Source organism: Microcoleus sp. BR0-C5 (assembly GCF_036705045.1).
Lineage (GTDB): Bacteria > Cyanobacteriota > Cyanobacteriia > Cyanobacteriales > Microcoleaceae > Microcoleus.
In genome coordinates, this window is the sequence record NZ_JAUBTR010000002.1 from 74,723 (window position 1) to 92,729 (window position 18,007).

Here is an 18,007-nt window from a genome sequence, read left to right on the forward strand (position 1 = left end):
CCGATAAGTACGCATCCGCATTAAACTCTGAAGTCAATTAGACATCTTCTAAAAAGATTTTGTCAGCCTTGCCCTACCTGGACTAAAACCTAATTTTGCCAGATGTCTATTATTCAATCTAAAATCTAAAATCTAAAATCTAAAATCGAATGACCGCAAAAACTCCAGTAGAATTCCAAGACAGTTTCGACATCATCGTAGTAGGTGGGGGACACTCCGGCTGCGAAGCCGCCCTCGCTACTTCTCGCCTCGGCTGTCGCACCCTTCTCCTCACCCTCAACCTCGACAAAATTGCGTGGCAACCTTGCAATCCGGCTGTCGGTGGCCCGGCTAAAACCCAACTCACTAACGAAGTTGATGCGTTAGGCGGGGAAATTGGCAAAATGGCCGATCGCACCTACTTACAAAAGCGCATCCTCAACTCTTCACGAGGCCCCGCTGTGTGGGCGCTGCGAGCACAAACTGACAAGCGGGAATACGCCGCTGTAATGAATAATATTGTCGAAAATCAACCCAATTTGACCATCCGCGAAGCGATGGTAACAGACTTAGTTTTGGGCAAAAATGAAGAAGTTATCGGAGTTGAAACATACTTCGGCGTCGCTTTTGAATGCAAAGCAGTAATTATAACTACAGGTACGTTTTTGGGCGGCACGATTTGGGTGGGCAATAAGTCCATGCCCGCCGGACGTGCGGGAGAGTTTGCCGCCGTTGGCTTGACGGAAACTCTCAATCGTTTGGGATTTGAAACGGGCAGGTTAAAAACAGGAACTCCGGCAAGAGTTGACAAACGTACTCTCGATTACACCAACCTGGAACCGCAGCCGGGAGATGCAGAGGTTCGCTGGTTTAGTTTCGATCCCGAAGTTTGGATCGAACGGGAACAAATGCCTTGTTATTTGACTCGAACTACGCCTGAAACTCACCAGTTAATTAGAGACAATTTGCACCTTTCTCCAGTCTACGGCGGCTGGGTAGATGCGAAGGGGCCGCGCTATTGTCCGAGTATTGAAGATAAGATTGTGCGGTTTGCGGATAAGGAAAGTCACCAGATTTTTATTGAACCGGAAGGTAGAGATATTCCTGAACTTTATATCCAAGGTTTTTCTACTGGTTTACCGGAAAATTTGCAATTGCAAATGCTGCGGACTCTTCCGGGTTTGGAAAAGTGCGAGATGATGCGCCCTGCTTATGCGGTGGAGTATGATTATTTGCCGGCTACTCAGTGCTTTCCCACGCTGATGACTAAGAAGATTGAAGGGCTGTTTTGCGCGGGTCAGGTGAACGGTACAACTGGATATGAGGAGGCTGCTGCACAGGGGCTCGTGGCGGGTATTAATGCAGCCAGGTTTGCGAAAAATCAGGAGATGATTGTGTTTCCTCGCGAGCAAAGTTATATCGGCACTCTGATAGATGATTTGTGTACGAAGGATTTGCGGGAACCTTACCGGATGTTGACTTCGCGATCGGAATATCGGCTATTATTGCGATCGGACAATGCGGATCAACGCTTGACGCCGCTGGGACGGGAAATTGGTTTGATTGACGATCGCCGCTGGGAGTTATTTGAGCGGAAAAAAGCTAATATTGTGGCAGAGAAGGAACGCTTGTACTCGACGCGGGTGAAAGAACACGAGGAGATTGGCAAGGCAATTTTGGCTGATACTCAACAAGCGATTAAAGGTTCAATTACTCTGGCTGATTTGTTGCGTCGTCCGGGTTTTCATTATGTCGATTTGGAACGGTACAATTTAGGCAATTCTAGTCTGAAGTTGGCTGAGAAAGATGGTGCAGAAATTGATATCAAATATTCGGGCTATCTGCAAAAACAGCAAAATCAAATTGATGAAATTGTCAGACATGAACGCCGACAATTGCCTGCAGATTTGGATTACATGGCAATTACAACTCTCTCCAAAGAATCGCGGGAAAAGTTGGCTAAGGTGAAACCGCTGACGATTGGCCAAGCGGCGAGAATTGGCGGGGTGAATCCGGCTGATGTTAATGCTTTGTTGATTTTTCTGGAAGTGCGAAACCGTCAGCAGCCAGCGGGTGTGGGAAAATAAGTTAAACTAGAGGTGTCTCAAGGCTTCCTTCAATTTTATGCAATATAGCAATCCTTGCAGGAGTCGTAAACTTTTTACCCCACCCCAACCCTCCCCTTATCAAGGGGAGGGAGTAAGAAATTCACAAATGATGCGAGGATTGCTATAGTAGTATGAAAAAGTTTGGCTATTGTGGCATCACTTTTGTGTTTGGCGGCTTTCATATTGATGGATATAGATTCTGGGCTTTGCTGAGTCACGGTATGAATCAACTTTTATCGGAATTTACAAAACTCACCCGACTTGGCTTATAAAAACTCCGAAATCGGGAATTGATACCTGTATTCAGCAACGCCACAAAAACAGAAAACTGGCAGAATGTCAACTAGAATTGATGAAACTCTGCCAGTCTATTGTAGATATTTATCAATCCTCGAACCCCAACTTCCATAAAGAGTGCGAGAGAGAGGGGGAGACAGCGAGAGGGAGAGGGGGAGAGGGGGAGAGGGGGAGAATTGGGAAACACAGTTAAATTCATCCGTGTATCCGTGTCGTGCCCTTCTTCCCTTTTCCTTCTTCCTTCTTGCTTCCTTTAATGTGCCCAGAGAATCACGCCAGCTTCATAAGGACTGCTGAGATTATCGTGCTTCGGCAAAACGCGCAACGACAAGCCTTGCAAACCGCTAGAAGTATAAGTAATGTCAGCCGTATAAAGGCTAGCATTGTGAGAATCTTCTCCCAAATACTCCATCACCACCGGCACGCCACCAATGATATCGCCGTTAGCATCAACCGAACCTTGATAAAGTTCGACTTGCACGTCTGCAGGAGTCAATCCCATCAGATTAATCCGAGATTTAACAGATATCGACTGATTGACCTTAACTTCCTTATCCTGGGAAATATCAACAGCCTCAATCTTAATATCCTGCCACTTCGCGAGAACATGCTTCTTCCAGTGAGACAACTCCTTGGCGGGAGCGCAATTATCCGAAGTCATGGTGTGGTAGCGATCGCTCACCGGGAAATATGCCCGCCGCGCGTAATCCTTCACCATCCGAGCTGTATTGAACAAAGGACAATTCAAGCGAATAGAATCCTTCATTTTCGCCGTCCAACCGCGGGGAATTCCATCATCATCCCGGTTGTAAAATAGGGGTACAACTTCTTTTTCCATCAAGTCGTACAAAGCATTAGCCTCGACCTCATCCTGATACTTAGTATCTTCGTAAAATTCCCCATGTCCGATCGGCCAACCGGTACGAACATAATCAGCCTCATCCCACCATCCGTCAAGAATGCTCAGATTCGGCAAACCATTCATCGAAGCTTTCATCCCGGAAGTACCCGAAGCCTCACGCGGGCGGCGCGGCGTATTCAGCCACACATCGCAGCCAGACACCATCATCCGAGCCACGTTAATGTCGTAGTTCGGTAAAAACACCATCGAGCTCATCGTCTCGTGTTCGCGGATGAAGTGAACGATATCCCGAATCAATTCCTTACCGGGAATATCCATGGGGTGAGCCTTCCCAGCAATCACAAACTGCACCGGGCGATTTTGATCCCGCATGATCCGCATAATTCGATCGACATCGCGCAAAAATAGCGTCGCCCGCTTGTAAGTAGCAAAGCGGCGGGCAAACCCGATCGTCAGCACCTTCGGATTGAGAGCCTCCCGCGCGTGTTCGATTTCCGTTTGGGCCGCACCGCGCTCGCGCAAAGTCTTTTGCAGCCACTCCCGCGCGAACACCACCAACTCCGATCGACAGCGTTCGTGATTGCGCCACAATTCCTCATCAGGAATCGACGACAGCCTGTCCCAGAGCCGATCGTCCTTACCTGTCATTTCCCAGTCCGGGCCAAGGTATCGATCGTATAACTCCTGAGTAGACTTCGCCACACAACTGCGAGCGTGCACCCCGTTGGTAATCGAAGTAATCGGTACTTCTTCCTGCGGCAAACCCGGCCACAAACCCTGAAACATCGGGCGCGACACCACGCCGTGCAAAGCCGCCACCCCGTTGACAAAACTCGACATTTTAATTGCCAAAATTGCCATATTCAGAGGTGCGGACAAATCGCCAGTATTCTCGCGGCCCAATCCTAAAAACTCATCTTGCGACAAGCCAAATATCTTGGGATAGTGACTCAGATAGTGCATCACCATATCTGGCTCGAACAAGTCAAACCCAGCAGGCACCGGCGTGTGAGTCGTAAACATACTGCTCGAAACCACCACCTGTTCCGCTTCCACGAAACTCAGGTGATATTCCTCCATCAGCATCCGAATGCGTTCCAAAGCCATGAAAGCCGCGTGGCCTTCATTCATGTGATAAGCCGTAACTGTCAGCCCCAATGCCTTGAGCATTTTCACGCCGCCGATGCCCAGCATGATTTCTTGGTGCATCCGCAGAGTTTTATCACCGCCATACAGTTGGTCGGTAATATCTTGGTCGTAGCGGCTGTTAGGTTCAATATTTGTATCCATTAGGTACAAAGGAACCGTTCCCACTTGTACTCGCCAAATCCGGGCATACACCTTGCGGCCGGGATAGTCTACCTCAATCCGCAATTCCGAACCGTCGGGATTGCGTTCTGGGTGCAGCGGCATATTGTAGAAATCATTGAGCGGATAGCGTTCTTGCTGCCAGCCGTCGGCGTTGAGATACTGCGAAAAATAGCCTTCTTGGTAAAGCAGGCCGACACCGACTAAGGGCAAGCCCAAATCGCTAGCTGATTTGAGGTGGTCGCCTGCGAGCACGCCCAAACCGCCGGAATAGATCGGTAGGGCTTTAACTAAGCCGAATTCCATCGAAAAGTAAGCGTAGCATTCTTGCTGCTCGGTGCCGCGCTGTTTGCGGTACCAGGCGCGATTTTTGAGATAATCGTCTAACTGCTGGGCTGCTCGGTTCATTTGGGCAATGAAGCCTTCGTCTTCTGCCATTTCTTGCAGTCGCTCTTGAGATATGGTTCCGAGCATCAGCACCGGGTTTTGGTTGCTGGAGTCCCACAGGTCTCGATCGAGGCGGCGGAAGAGGTCTTTGGTATCGACGTTCCAGTCCCAGTGCAAGTTGTAGGCAAGCTTGCGTAGGGGTTCGAGAATTGTCGGTAGCGACGGGGAAACGTTAAATGTGCGAATTGGCTGCATAGACAAAGCCTTTATGTTGGGGTAGCGATATTTTCCTCTGTCTTTAGGTACAAGTCCGTTATTCTGCACACTATTTTAAGTTTTAACCAGCGCGGGCGATCGCGAGCGACGATCTGTATCGACTATCTGCAATGACACAGCAGTGCCGTGTCCCTAATCCAGCTAAGGAATGAGAATTAAATAACTTACAATGCGTGATGGTTCTTGTGGGATGGGCGTCCCGCCCGCCCTTTCTGGACGGGCGGGACGCCCAACCCCTACTCCCCACTTTCAAGAGTGTAAATTATTTAATTCGCGATCCTAAGTTTTTAACTGCGGTGGCGGGAGCGAGGACTTGATGCCTCGGAGCTGACAATCCCTCAAGTTAAAGCGCTGTGTCACGCTTTGGGCAAGAATCTTAACGAATTGCCCGACAACTTAGGCCCGCCGAAGCGCTCTAGCAGTGATGATGTTGGGGGTGCAGCGCAGGAAAATAAGTCGGGAGACTAAGATTCGCGGTCAAGAACTATAGCAATCCTCAGAAAGATGAGGTACGACTGGGCATAGGGCATAGGGCATAGGGCATAGGGCATAGGGCATGAGGCTCTCCTCACTTTTTTGAGAACCGCTATATATAGCAATCCTAAGTGATTTTCTAGATCTGTAAAATCTGAAAGTCTTGCTATACAAGAAGTCTAGGAAGACAAGAGGGCGTTGTGTTGTGAGACTCAGATCGGATTGCTATATAACTTTCGGGTGTACAGGAAGCACCTGAGACCTATTAGTATGTGACGCGCGCCGATTCACTATTGTCACCAATAGATAAATCTTGAACCCCACACAACGGCCCCTAAAATTGACTGATGACCGCTCAGGAATGACTAATAACTAATAACTAATAACTAATAACTAATGACTAATTAAGCAATTTTCACTTCCCTCAACATAGAACTTACCAAAAGTTTGGTAGCCTCACCAGCCGAGAGGGCCGGGCTGAAATAGTAACCCTGAATTTCTTGACAGTGGAGTTCGCGCAAACACTCCAACTGCTCTTTAGTTTCTACTCCTTCGGCTACCACGCTCAAGTTCAAATCTCGCCCCAAGGTCGCTACAGCCTTGGCGATCGCCCGTTCGCAGGGATCAGTCGTCAATCCGCTGACAAACGACCTGTCTATTTTTAAGATATTCAAGGGAAACTTTTTGAGATAATTTAGAGAACAATAACCCGTGCCGAAATCGTCCAGTGCAATTTGCACTCCCATATTCTGCAACTCCCTGAGAACTTTTGTGGTATAATCCACATCTTGCATGGCTGTAGTCTCGGTAATTTCTAACTCTAAATACTTGGGTGCTAAACCAGTTTTTTCCAAGCAGTTCGCTACCATTTCTAATAAATTAAATTGCTGGAACTGCCTAGCCGAAACGTTGACTGCTACCCGCAAATCTGGCTGCAAAGCATCCTGCCAAGCTTTATTTTGAGTGCAGGCTGTTTGCAGCACCCATTCCCCAATAGGTACAATGAGTCCGTTCTCTTCGGCGATCGGAATAAATGTAGCGGGAGTAACTAAACCTAATTGTGGATGTTGCCAGCGCAGCAGGGCTTCCATGCCCTGAATTTTCCAAGTAGTAATGTTGACTTTAGGCTGGTAGAAAACCTCAATTTCTCCCTGTTCTAAAGCCTCGTGCAGCCTGTGTTCTATAGTTAGTAAATGGCTGCCTTGGGGATTAATTGTTGAAGTATATAACTGATAGTTATTTCTTCCCATTTCTTTAGCGCGGTACAAGGCAGCATCGGCATTTTTGACTAAAGTTTCGGCATCTTCACCATCATCGGGATAAAGGGCAATGCCGAGGCTGCTGCTAACATGAAACGGTTGTCCTTCTAGTTTAAATGCTGGCTTTAAATTGTTGAGTATTCTTTGAGCTGTTTTAACTGCATCTTCTAAGCAATTGATATCGGGAAGCAGTATGGTAAATTCGTCGCCTCCCCACCGGGCAACCGTGTCAGTCGATCGCAAAGTGTCGCTGATGCGTCCGGCAAAACCTTCTAACAGGCGATCGCCCGCAGCGTGACCTAGTGTATCATTAATCTTTTTGAACCTGTCCAAGTCTAAAAACATCACAGCTAGCATTTTTTGGGTTGTTTTAGCTTGTTTTAAGGAGGCCAGCAGCCGCTCGTTAAAAAGTATCCGGTTCGGTAAACCGGTGAGTTGGTCATAAACAGCTTGATAGCGAATAATTTCTTCAGCTTGCTTGCGCTGAGTAATGTCCATGATCGTGCCGATCGCCCTTACTGCTTTGCCACTTTCATTACGGATGATATAGCCACGATCGAGCACAAAAACATATCCCCCGTCTGCACGGTGAAAGCTGTATTCTTCCGACCAACATTGAGCGTCTGAGGTCATTGTTTCGTAGAAGCTTGACATCACTCTTTCCCGTTCTTCGGGATGAATATTTAGCCACCAAGATTCTAATTCTATAGTCTGATTTTCGTTGAGTTTGTATCCAAAAACTTTTTCAAATTCTTCGCTCAACCAATACTCATTTTTTAACAAATCAAAATCCCATACTGCATCATTTGTCGCCCGCGTCAGCAGGTGAAAGCGTTCTTCGCTTTTGCGTAGTTTTTCTTCGGAGTGCACCCGTTCCGTTACATCCCGAAAGCTGAATACTCGACCAGTAATTTTGCCTCCCGTGCGCTGGGGCAACGAGTAGCGCTCGAAGATTCTGCCATCTGTCAACTCGATGATATCGTAACTTTCTGCGGCGGGGCGATCGGACAATTCTTTAGCACGATTTAGAAATATTTCCGGGTATTTTAACTGGTTGATTCCCAACCCCAAAATTGGGTTGTTATCTCTCGAATCAACCAGCAAATCCGGCAACTGCCACATTTCGGCAAATTTGCGGTTAAAGGTGAGCACTGTGCCTCCACTGTCAACCGCCAGAATACCGTCAGCAGTAGATTCAATGGTTGCTTGAAGCAAGGAAAAAGATGTTTCTCGTTCTAACTCTGCTAATTTGCGATCGCTGATGTCAAACGCTGTGATTAATATTGAGGCTTTTTTTTCAAATTTTATAATATCTACAGTTGCTTCAATCCAGCGCATTTCTCCTGTTTTAGTGACTATTACTAATTCATATTTAGAGCCTGCTGTTGAGCGCGCGTGGCTGGATTTACCCCAGTTTTTAACTATTTCTATAAAATCTAGATGAATTAAGTCGTATAAATCCAATGCTAGTAATTCTTCGCGAGTATATCCTGTTAGAACTTCTGTCTCAGAATTGACATAGCGGAACTGTCTGCGGTGATAGATAAATGCAACAGCATTGACAGTTTCTATCAGTTGGCGAAACTTTTTTTCACTGCGCCGCAAATTTTTTTCAACCCGCTTTCTATCGGTAATATCTTGTGCTATATATAACTTGCCGCTGACCTTGCCTTGACTGTCGCGAATAAGTGAAATAGAAAGCAGTACAATTATTTTTTTTCCATGTTTGGAAAGGTAGACTTTTTCCACGTTGTGGACAGAACCTTCGGCTGTTAAACTTCCTAAATCTAACTCCGGGGCTGGTGATTCACTTTTCTTAAAAAGTCCGGCTATTGGTTTGCCTAACAACTCTTTTTTAGAGTATCCCAAAAGTTGACAGGTAGCTTGGTTTAACGACAGGATATGACCGCCGGGGGTGGTCGCAATTATCGAGACGTTCATTTCCTCGCAAATATCGAGAGCATATTCGGCAGTTTGCTGCAAATCTTGGGTCATTTGGGCAATAGTATGCCAGATATCCTGTTCTTTTTTTGGAAACAACACTTTTTCTCCTTTTGGTAGCTTGTCATTCTCTGTTTCAGACTTGGGCTTGATTAACCTCATCGTCTTGGATAAGCTATTTACTGTCTTCCCCCGGATCAATAATGAGATTACTAAACAAAGAAAAACCAGAGAATAACCGATTGTTTTTAATCTAAGAGTAGCTTTTTTTCTAGGAGATTCCTGAGATTGTATATAATGGTAAATCGGTAATTTTACTGGTTCACTTTGGGAGAATTTATCCAAAAATAATGAGGCACTTGCAGAAGTAAGAGGGCGAGATGCCGATCGCAAATAGCTATGTTTGTGAGACCCAACCAAAATCCCTTCTACAGGGCGAGTGCCATGTCCATCTCCTAGACTTGTCGGTAATAGTTTGGGATTTATGCCACATTCCACACCAAAAATAGCAACCGCGAAATATCCCAACATTAATTGAAAAATTATTTTCATTTGCTCTATTTTCTACTCCCCAATATTTTTTGGAGGAACCATAAATTTAAAAAACTTTAGCAGAACTTTGTCTGCCATAGGAAAACCCAGCCACCATTAATTTATGTGGATTTGTAAATTAAATTTTACCCATCTAATAATTGAGCTTTATAACTAATTATAATTTTAATCTTAATTTAAAATGTGTCATCAGCCATTGTGCCACAAATTATCCGCCATTCTGCCTAGACACCGGGTGGGAGCGCGCTAAAATTAGATAATTCCCGCAAGGAGGCGACGGGGATTTGTTAGAAAAATAAACAATCAGCTTAAAATCGATGCAGAGGTCAACTAATTGAACCCATGAGTCAGACCATCCCAGAACTCCAAAAAGAAGTCCGCGCGCTGCAAGCAGAAGTTACCGCCCTGCAAGAGTCGCGGGAAAAACTTGGCGTACAGCGCTCTGAGTGCCGAGTAGCAGTCAGTTTTCCCAAAAATAATACTCCTGAAGCCATTGCCGAGTTCCACCAGCAAACTGCTGCTTTTGGGGAGCAGTGGTTGCAGCAAATCCAGGAAATTGACCGAGAGACTAAAAATATTGAAAAGCAACTGCAACAAAAACAGGCTTTACTCAATTACAAGCAAGGTGAACTAGAAAAAGTGGTGGCCGGAGAGCACTGGCAAGAACTAGAAAACAAAGTTCAAACCGGGGAAAAGCGCTTGCAAACACAAGCTCGCAGAATCAATCAAGCAGCAGCGCAGCTAGAGGCAGAAATCCAAGCTTTAAAAGCACTGTACGACCAACTCAATCCCAGTTATTCCGAGTGGTTTCAACAACCAACTGAAATAGTCAAATTTTCGGCAAAAACTATTCCTTACGCTGTTCCCAGCAGCAGCGGGTTGATTTTGGAGAATAAGGAGATTGAGTGGGAAAAACAATAGTTTTGACTTGTAAAGTTTAAATGTAAATTAGTGATTTGAATGTCGCCGTCGAAGGCTCCAATAAGCAACACAGATTCGACGGCAACATCCCAAGGCTTTGACAGGCTTTTTCCGATAAAAAATACAAAACTGCCTCTGGCGCAGCTAATTTTAAGATGTTGGAGTTTCATTTTTTGAAACAGGTTTATTTTTAACTCTGGTGCCAATCTAAAATCTAAAATATAACTCTTCTGGACGCATCAACCGGGTTTTATAAAAAGACTTTGTTGCAGCCCTCGCTTCCGCTAAACAACCCGGTTGATGAGAGCCAAGAGTGCGTAAGCTCTGTCTAAAATCTCAAATAGATTTACTGATGAAACAATTGATTTGGATAGCGCTATTTATTCTGGTTGCGGTGACGGCTGTCGGCTGGGGTTCTGACTCGTGGCAGCGGTTGTCGGCTGTACCAGAAGTTTGGGTCGATCGCAATATCCACACTTCCCAAAACCCGTCTCCCTTACCGATTCCTGCTGAAAAAAATGCAGTTTATCTGCCCCAAATTGACCCGTCTCGGTTGTGGAAACACGTAGATATTTTAGCAGGAGAACGCGAGGGAGAACGAGCTCGCTCTTTCACGAGAGACTACATTTCCCAGCAATTGCAAATATTAGGATTTTCCGCAGAGTTGCAGCAGTTCGATCGCGGAATCAACGTCTTCGCTGAGAGAAAAGGCACTGACTCAAACGCCGGTGCAATTTTAGTAGCAGCACACTACGATACTGTACCAAACTCCCCAGGTGCTGACGACAATGCGACGGGAGTTGCAGTAGTTTTAGAAGTAGCAAGATTGCTGGGTTCTCGCCCCACCCCTCGGACATTGCAAGTCGCATTTTTCGACAGGGAAGAACTCGGACTTTTAGGCAGTTTAGCATTTACAGGTAGCGAGGCGCGGTTAAAAAATTTGCAAGGAGCGATCGTCCTGGATATGGTAGGTTATGCCTGCCGCACGCCCGGATGCCAGCAATATCCCGAAGGATTGACAGCGCAACCTTTTTTAGAAGCATCGGGGGTAACTTCTCCCGACAAAGGCGAGTTTATCGCTGTGATTGGGGATGCGGAACATCCGCTGCTATTGAAAAGTTTTGCGGAGTCTGGAAAAGCCGATTTGCCGCCTGTGGTGGCGCTGCCGGTTCCCCTGAAAGGGTTGCTGACTCCCGATGTTTTACGCAGCGACCACGCGCCTTTCTGGTATAAAGGAATTGGTGCTGTGTTGGTGACGGATACTGCAAATTTGCGATCGCCCCACTATCACCAATCTAGCGATACATTAGCAACTATCGATCGACCTTTTTTCGCCGGTTCTGCTCAAATTGTTGTTAATGCCGTGGCTAAACTATTGGAAATTCGGTAATTGGTAATCGGTAATTCTACTCGTTACCAGGCAGAGCCTGGTAACGCATATCTGGAGGCTCGGCCTCCGATTTTCCAACGCCAAGCAAGCGAGGCAGAGCCTCTGGAAATCGGTTCCTAGGCTCTGCCTAGGAACTAGGTAAATAACTAATAAGTAATAACTAATAAGTAATAACGAATGACTAACAAAGAAAGCCTGGAACGGCATTTACGGCAACTAGACAATCGAGGCTACAAAGCCTACAAAGACATTCAAGGTAAGTACGACTTTTCTGACTTCACATTAATTATTGATTACGTGCAGGGAGATCCGTTTGCTTCTCCCAGTAAATTTAGAGTCAGAGTTCCGCCAAACATTGCTCAACTTCCCCGCGAAATTTTTAACTCTCCCAGTCGAGAAATAGCCTTGCGAGATTACCTAACTCGCCAGTTTGACCGAGCAGCACACAGCATCAGCAGCAAACGCGGCACTGGGAAAAGCGGTTTGATTGCAGTGACTCGCTTCGGACAAGAAGTTTTAGAGCGAACTTCCGCATTTATCATTTCTTCACATACATCCGGTATCGAAGATTTAGGAGGAGTTGAACTGCGATTTGCCGTCGGACTTCCGGCCGGCGGGCGCAGTATTTTAGGGCGACAAGCTGCTGAAATGCTGTGCGAAGATATCCCGCAAATTGTCAGTAAATCTCTGAAATATGCTAATTTAAATGCTGCGGAATGTCGCCGTCATGTTGAAACTGTAGAAGATGCTGACTGGCTGCGGCAGCAGTTAGCTAAAAATGGATTAGTTGCGTTTGTTGCTGACGGTGCTATTTTGCCCCGCCGCAGCGGTGTTGACGATCGCCCTTTGTTAAATAATGCTGTGGCTTTTCAGTCGCCGCCTTCGTTAAAAGTAGAGTTTAATTGTCCGAATCGCGGTTTGATTTCCGGTATGGGTATTCCCGCTGGCATTACTTTGATTGTTGGCGGCGGCTATCACGGCAAATCAACTTTACTCAGGGCGATTGAGTTGGGAGTTTACAACCGCATTCCTGGAGATGGTCGGGAATTTGTGGTGACTAATCCGGCGGCGGTGAAAATTAGGGCGGAAGATGGGAGAAGTGTGGCGGGAGTTGATATTTCGCCTTTTATTAACCACTTGCCGCAAGGTAGAGATACTGCACAATTTTATACTGAAAATGCGAGCGGTAGCACGTCGCAAGCTGCTAATATTGTTGAGGCTTTGGAAGTGGGGAGAAGGAAGAAGGAAGAAGGAAGAGGGAAGAAGGAAGAAGGAAGAGGGAAGAAGGAAGAAGCTCAGTCTTTTGTTTTAGAGAGGCAATTAGTCGCTATTTCAGAAGGGGATTTAGTGCCTGTTTTATTGGTGGATGAGGATACGGCAGCGACGAATTTTATGATTCGCGATCGCCGAATGCAGGAACTCATCGCTAAGGATAAGGAACCGATTACGCCGTTTATTGATAAAGTGAGACTATTGTATGCAGATTATGGCGTATCGACTATTTTAGTCATGGGGGGAAGTGGCGATTATTTTGATGTGGCAGATACTGTGATTTCAATGGAGAACTTTCAAGCATATAATGTGACGGAAAAAGCTAAAAAAATTGCTAAAAAATACTCCATTAGCCGCGCTGCTGAAGGGGGAGAAAATTTTGGTGAGATTACTCAAAGAGTGCCGATTCCTGCTAGTTTAGATCCGAGTCGGGGACGGCGAGATGTGCGGGTGAAGGTCCGGGATGTTGATGAATTGGCTTTCGGAACAGAGGATATTGATTTGGGTGCTGTTGAGCAAATTGTGGACAGCGGACAGTTAAGGGCGATCGCTGCGGCAATGGTTTATGCTAAGCAGCAATACATGGACGGAAAACGCACTTTCGCGGAAATTATTGATTTGGTGATGGCAGATATTGAGGCGCAGGGAATGGATATTTTATCGCCTTTTCCTGAAGGGGATTTTGCCATGTTTCGACGGTTTGAATTGGCGGCGGCAATTAATCGGCTTCGCAGTTTGTCGGTTGTTGCTAAGTAGATTTTCTTAATATAAGTGTATTGTTGTCCTACTTTTGATATGCTGGCGAAAGTGAGTGCAAAAACCGCGATTGAAGTATGACAGGCAATATAGGACAACTGACTGCTTTAAGCGATCGACCGTATATAGTATTAAGCAGTCAAGGGCAAGTTTTACAGTTAGAGTTAAAACAGCAGCAGCACGTATTGGGGCGCGATCGCACTCGTGCTGATTTAGTCATTCCCGATGCTTGGCGCGCAGTTTCGGGCGTTCACGCTGTTTTGCGCCAAATTGGGGATAATTACTGGATTTACGACGGTGATGGGCAGCGGCCGAGCACTAATGGCTTATTTGTCGATCGCACTCGCATCACTCCCAATGACGGTTATTGTCTGAAAAACGGCACAGAAATTAAAATCGGTCTCGATCCTCAAAATCAAGTTTTGCTGACTTATTTTAATCCGCTGGCGAATCAGGTTGCTGTCCCTAGCAAGCAGTCAATTCTTCTTAAGAATCGGTCGGTTTTGTTGGGCAGCGATCCAAACGCTTCGCTGCAATTAGATGCGCCGCTGGTTTCTAGACGCCACGCGACAATTGACCAAGACAGTCGCGGTAATTATATTTTGCGAGACCACAGCGTTAATGGGGTTTTTGTTAACGGTCAGCGAGTGACAAATTCTGTACAATTGTCCGAAGGAGATGCAATTCGGATCGGCCCGTTTACTCTAACTTACCGCAGCGGTGAGTTGGAGATGCAAGACTCCGGCCATCAAATTCGTTTGGATGCTGACAGTCTGGTGATTCCCAAGCGTTTGGATAACATCACTTTGGCGATCGAACCGGGGCAGTTTGTGGCTTTAGTCGGCGGTAGCGGTGCGGGTAAATCTACTTTAATGCGGACGCTTTTAGGCATCGAAAAAACTACTAACGGCGCTGTGTTTCTCAATGGCGACAACCTGCGCCAAAACTTCAATATTTACCGCAATCAAATCGGTTACGTGCCTCAAGATGATATTGTACACGCAGATTTGACGGTAGAAGAAGTCTTGAGTTATGCAGCTAAATTGCGCTTACCTCCTGATACAGATGTCAAGCAGGTAGTCGCAAAAACTTTAGAAGATATTGAAATGAATCACCGTCGCAAGGCTTTGGTAAAACAGCTTAGTGGCGGACAGCGGAAGCGGGTCAGCATCGGAGTTGAACTGTTAGCAGACCCGAAACTTTTCTTTTTAGACGAACCGACTTCAGGACTCGATCCGGGTTTGGATAAGAAGATGATGCAACTGCTGCGAAAGTTGGCAAATCAAGGCCGGACGGTGATTCTGGTGACTCACGCGACGGCAAATATCACGATGTGCGATCGTATTGTGTTTATGGGTCGCGGCGGACGCCTTTGTTACTTCGGCCCGCCTAGGGAAGCGCTCGATTTTTTCGATGTCAAAACAAGCGATTTTGCCGACATTTACAACGAATTAGAAACAGGAGAAACCAACGTTCTAAGCTGGTCAGAAAAGTTTAAACAATCTCAATACTATCAGCGCTATATTGTCAACCACTTCAGCACAGGCAACGCTAATGCAAAAATACCTTCTGCACCTTCTGCACCCAAATCTCAATCTTTTGTAAAACAACTCGTTTTGCTAGCCCAGCGATATTTTCAGCTTATTTCCCGCGACTTAGTTAACTTGAGTTTAGCTCTTTTAACGGCGCCGATCGGCATTAGTTTACTGCGGCTGGCCGTCAGAGATAAAGACCCGTTAATTGGCGCACCGGAGGCAACTTTAGCACCTTTAGCGCTCAGAGTTTTATTTGTATTTACCTGCGCGGCGATTTGGGTAGGACTGGCAACTTCTCTGCAAGAAATTGTTAAAGAATCTGCTATTTATTTGCGCGAACGTTTGGTAAATTTAGGATTGTTTGCTTATTTGGGTTCAAAGTTTTTCATACTTTCTGGTTTGGCAGTATTGCAAACGCTGTTAATGGTAGGAGTTATTCTGATTGCTTTTCAATCCCCCGAACCGAGTTTTATTTCCTGGCCTGTGGGGGCAAGTATTACCACATTCCTAACTTTAATGAGCTGCATAAGCCTTGGATTAGTCGTTTCCGCGATTGTTAAAAATAGCTCTCAAGCTAATAGCGCTTTGCCTCTATTATTGCTGCCTCAGATTATTTTTTCGGGAGTTTTGTTTAAGATGGAAGGTGCGGCGAGCAAGTTTTCTTGGCTGATGTTAAGCCGCTGGTCTGTGGGTGCTTACGGCTCTTTAGTTAATGTGAATGGGATGGTTCCCGCGCCTACTACATTACCGGACGGGAGTACGCTTCCTCAGCCGTTTGAGCCTACTCCTGTTTACGATCCAACCTGGGAGAATTTGAGTTTAAACTGGGGTATTTTGTGCCTGCATATTTTCGTTTATTTGATGTTGACTCTGTGGTTGCAGAAGCGGAAGGATATTTTATAATTAAAATTACGCTTTTTTAACTCACAGTTCTTTATCAAATCAGATTGGGGGAGGAATAAATGTTAGTTAAAACCAACGCAGTAGTAGAAATTGCTGCATCGCCTGAAGTAGTCTTTGATTTTGTTACGTCCCTGTCAAATCTGCCCAAAGTCTTTCGCGGATATGGTCCAATTCCAGCAATTATTAAAGCTGAGATGGCAGATGGTGGAGAGATGCGTGAAGGCGGCGTGCGGCTGATAGAAAATTCCGACACTTCGGTGATTGATGAAGAAATCATTACTTTCAAAAAGCCAGAAAGACAAACCTACCGACTGGTTAGAGGGTTTAAGTTTCCGGTTTCTCTACTCATTGAGTCTGGTGGCGGAGATTGGAATTTCACTGCTACAGCAAAGGGAACTCGGATTGATTGGGAGTTTTATTTTATGCTGACTTCTCCGGTATTCTATCCGCTTGGGTTGTTGCTAGTTCAGGTTTTTATGCAAAAAGCTATGCAGCAGTGTTTAGATAATATTCAAGAATATTTGGCTAACCCAAGCGAAGAGATTGTATGAATTATTGGCTAATGAAGTCGGAACCCGATGTTTATAGTATTGCGAATTTGAAGCACGATCGCACTTCCATTTGGGATGGCGTTCGCAACTATCAAGCGCGCAATTTTATGCGAGAAATGAGTCGGGGAGATTTAGTATTTTTTTACCATTCTAATACTAAATTTCCGGGTATTGTCGGGTTAGTGCGCGTCGTGGAAACTGGGCTTGCTGACCCGACTCAGTTCGATATGAATAGCGAATATTACGATCCTAAATCGCAGATTGATGCTCCTCGCTGGCAAACTGTGAAAGTTGAGTTTGTTGAGGAATTTGCTCAATTAATATCTTTGGATGAACTGAAACAAAAGTTTAGCGGTGATGAGATTTTGCTGGTGAGGAAAGGCAATCGGTTATCGGTGATGCCGGTATCTGAAAGTGCGGCACAGAAGATTTTGAAGATGAAATAAACTGTGACCATTTAACCTGCATATTTGGGGCGGGCAAGATGCCCACCCCACAAAAATTTAAAGACTTTAGGAAAATGAGCTGTAAGGGTATTGGCATCTTGCCTGATGAAGGCTATTTTAGATTAAGTTGCGGTTGTACTTAGTCATATGATTCGCGGAAACTTGAGTGAGGCAAGCAATCAGGATTTGGGCGGGGAAGATGCCCACCCCACAGGTCAATATCAGCTTTTTGTGGGACAGGCTTCTAGTCTGCCCCTTAAACTCAGAGATGCTCAATTAAAAGTTACTTACAGAAATTTACCTCATTGGGAGTTAGAAGGATCGGTCTATTTCATCAGTTTTAATACTTGGGAAAAGCTGGAATTAAATCCGGCTGCGAGGCAAGTTGTCCTCAATGCTTGCAATTTTTTTGATAGGCAAAGATATCAAATCTTTTGCTTAGTTGTAATGCCCGATCATGTGCATATGCTCATGCAGCCTTTAGAAAAGTCGGATAATAAATTCTGGTCGCTCAGCAGCATTCTGCACAGTATGAAAAGCTACAGTTCTAAACAAATTCCCAAGGTGATGAAGCATATTGGTACTGTCTGGCAGGATGAGCGACATGACCACATTGTCAGAGATGAACGAGAATTTCAGGTTTTTTGGGAATATATTAGGCAAAATCCTGTCAAAGCTGGTCTTTCAGTGACTCCAGAGGAATATCCTTTTTTCTGGCAAATGTATGAAGTTTAGCTTTTTCTGAATTTCTTGTGGGGTGGGCATCTTGCCCGCTTCAGTCACAGGCAAG

Annotated in this window: 10 protein-coding genes; 8 read left to right on the forward strand and 2 right to left on the reverse strand. The window is 45.6% G+C overall.

All coding sequences use genetic code 11. The annotated features are described in order from the left end of the window. The first annotated feature begins 149 nt into the window (after positions 1-149). Complete coding sequence (gene mnmG, locus QUB08_RS01175; protein ID WP_333222725.1) at positions 150-2,066, forward strand: tRNA uridine-5-carboxymethylaminomethyl(34) synthesis enzyme MnmG; 1,917 nt, start codon at positions 150-152, stop codon at positions 2,064-2,066. Positions 2,067-2,637: 571 nt separating this feature from the next. Here mnmG and glgP read toward each other — a convergent pair. Next, the gene (gene glgP, locus QUB08_RS01180) at positions 2,638-5,196 is read right to left on the reverse strand and encodes an alpha-glucan family phosphorylase (RefSeq protein ID WP_333222936.1); all 2,559 of its coding nucleotides are present in this window, start codon (positions 5,194-5,196) and stop codon (positions 2,638-2,640) included. Positions 5,197-6,095: 899 nt separating this feature from the next. Further along, a complete protein-coding gene (locus QUB08_RS01185; protein WP_333222727.1) occupies positions 6,096-9,443 on the reverse strand; it encodes an EAL domain-containing protein in 3,348 nt (1,115 codons plus the stop codon). Positions 9,444-9,785: 342 nt separating this feature from the next. Between QUB08_RS01185 and QUB08_RS01190 the strand changes: the two genes are divergently transcribed. The 7 genes from QUB08_RS01190 (at position 9,786) to QUB08_RS01220 (ending at position 17,952) form a co-directional block, all read left to right on the forward strand. Beyond that, positions 9,786-10,364, forward strand: coding sequence for a hypothetical protein (locus QUB08_RS01190; RefSeq protein ID WP_333149614.1), 579 nt, complete (start codon positions 9,786-9,788; stop codon positions 10,362-10,364). Between the two features lie 352 nt (positions 10,365-10,716). Beyond that, positions 10,717-11,754 carry a M28 family peptidase gene (locus QUB08_RS01195; protein ID WP_333222729.1) on the forward strand — a complete coding sequence of 346 codons (1,038 nt, stop codon included), beginning with the start codon at positions 10,717-10,719 and terminating at the stop codon, positions 11,752-11,754. Positions 11,755-11,931: 177 nt separating this feature from the next. Beyond that, positions 11,932-13,782: an ABC-ATPase domain-containing protein gene (locus QUB08_RS01200; RefSeq protein WP_333222731.1), complete on the forward strand. Its 1,851-nt coding sequence runs from the start codon at positions 11,932-11,934 to the stop codon at positions 13,780-13,782. Between the two features lie 77 nt (positions 13,783-13,859). Continuing rightward, positions 13,860-16,220, forward strand: a complete 2,361-nt coding sequence (locus QUB08_RS01205; protein WP_333222733.1) for an FHA domain-containing protein — start codon at positions 13,860-13,862, stop codon at positions 16,218-16,220. A gap of 59 nt (positions 16,221-16,279) precedes the next feature. Then, on the forward strand, positions 16,280-16,771 hold the full coding sequence (locus tag QUB08_RS01210) for an SRPBCC family protein (protein ID WP_333222735.1): 492 nt from the start codon (positions 16,280-16,282) through the stop codon (positions 16,769-16,771). Next, on the forward strand, positions 16,768-17,217 hold the full coding sequence (locus tag QUB08_RS01215; protein WP_333222737.1) for an EVE domain-containing protein: 450 nt from the start codon (positions 16,768-16,770) through the stop codon (positions 17,215-17,217). Before QUB08_RS01210 ends, QUB08_RS01215 begins: the two co-directional genes overlap by 4 nt. 147 nt (positions 17,218-17,364) lie before the next feature. Beyond that, positions 17,365-17,952, forward strand: coding sequence for an REP-associated tyrosine transposase (locus tag QUB08_RS01220; protein ID WP_333222739.1), 588 nt, complete (start codon positions 17,365-17,367; stop codon positions 17,950-17,952). The last annotated feature ends 55 nt before the right edge of the window (positions 17,953-18,007 follow it).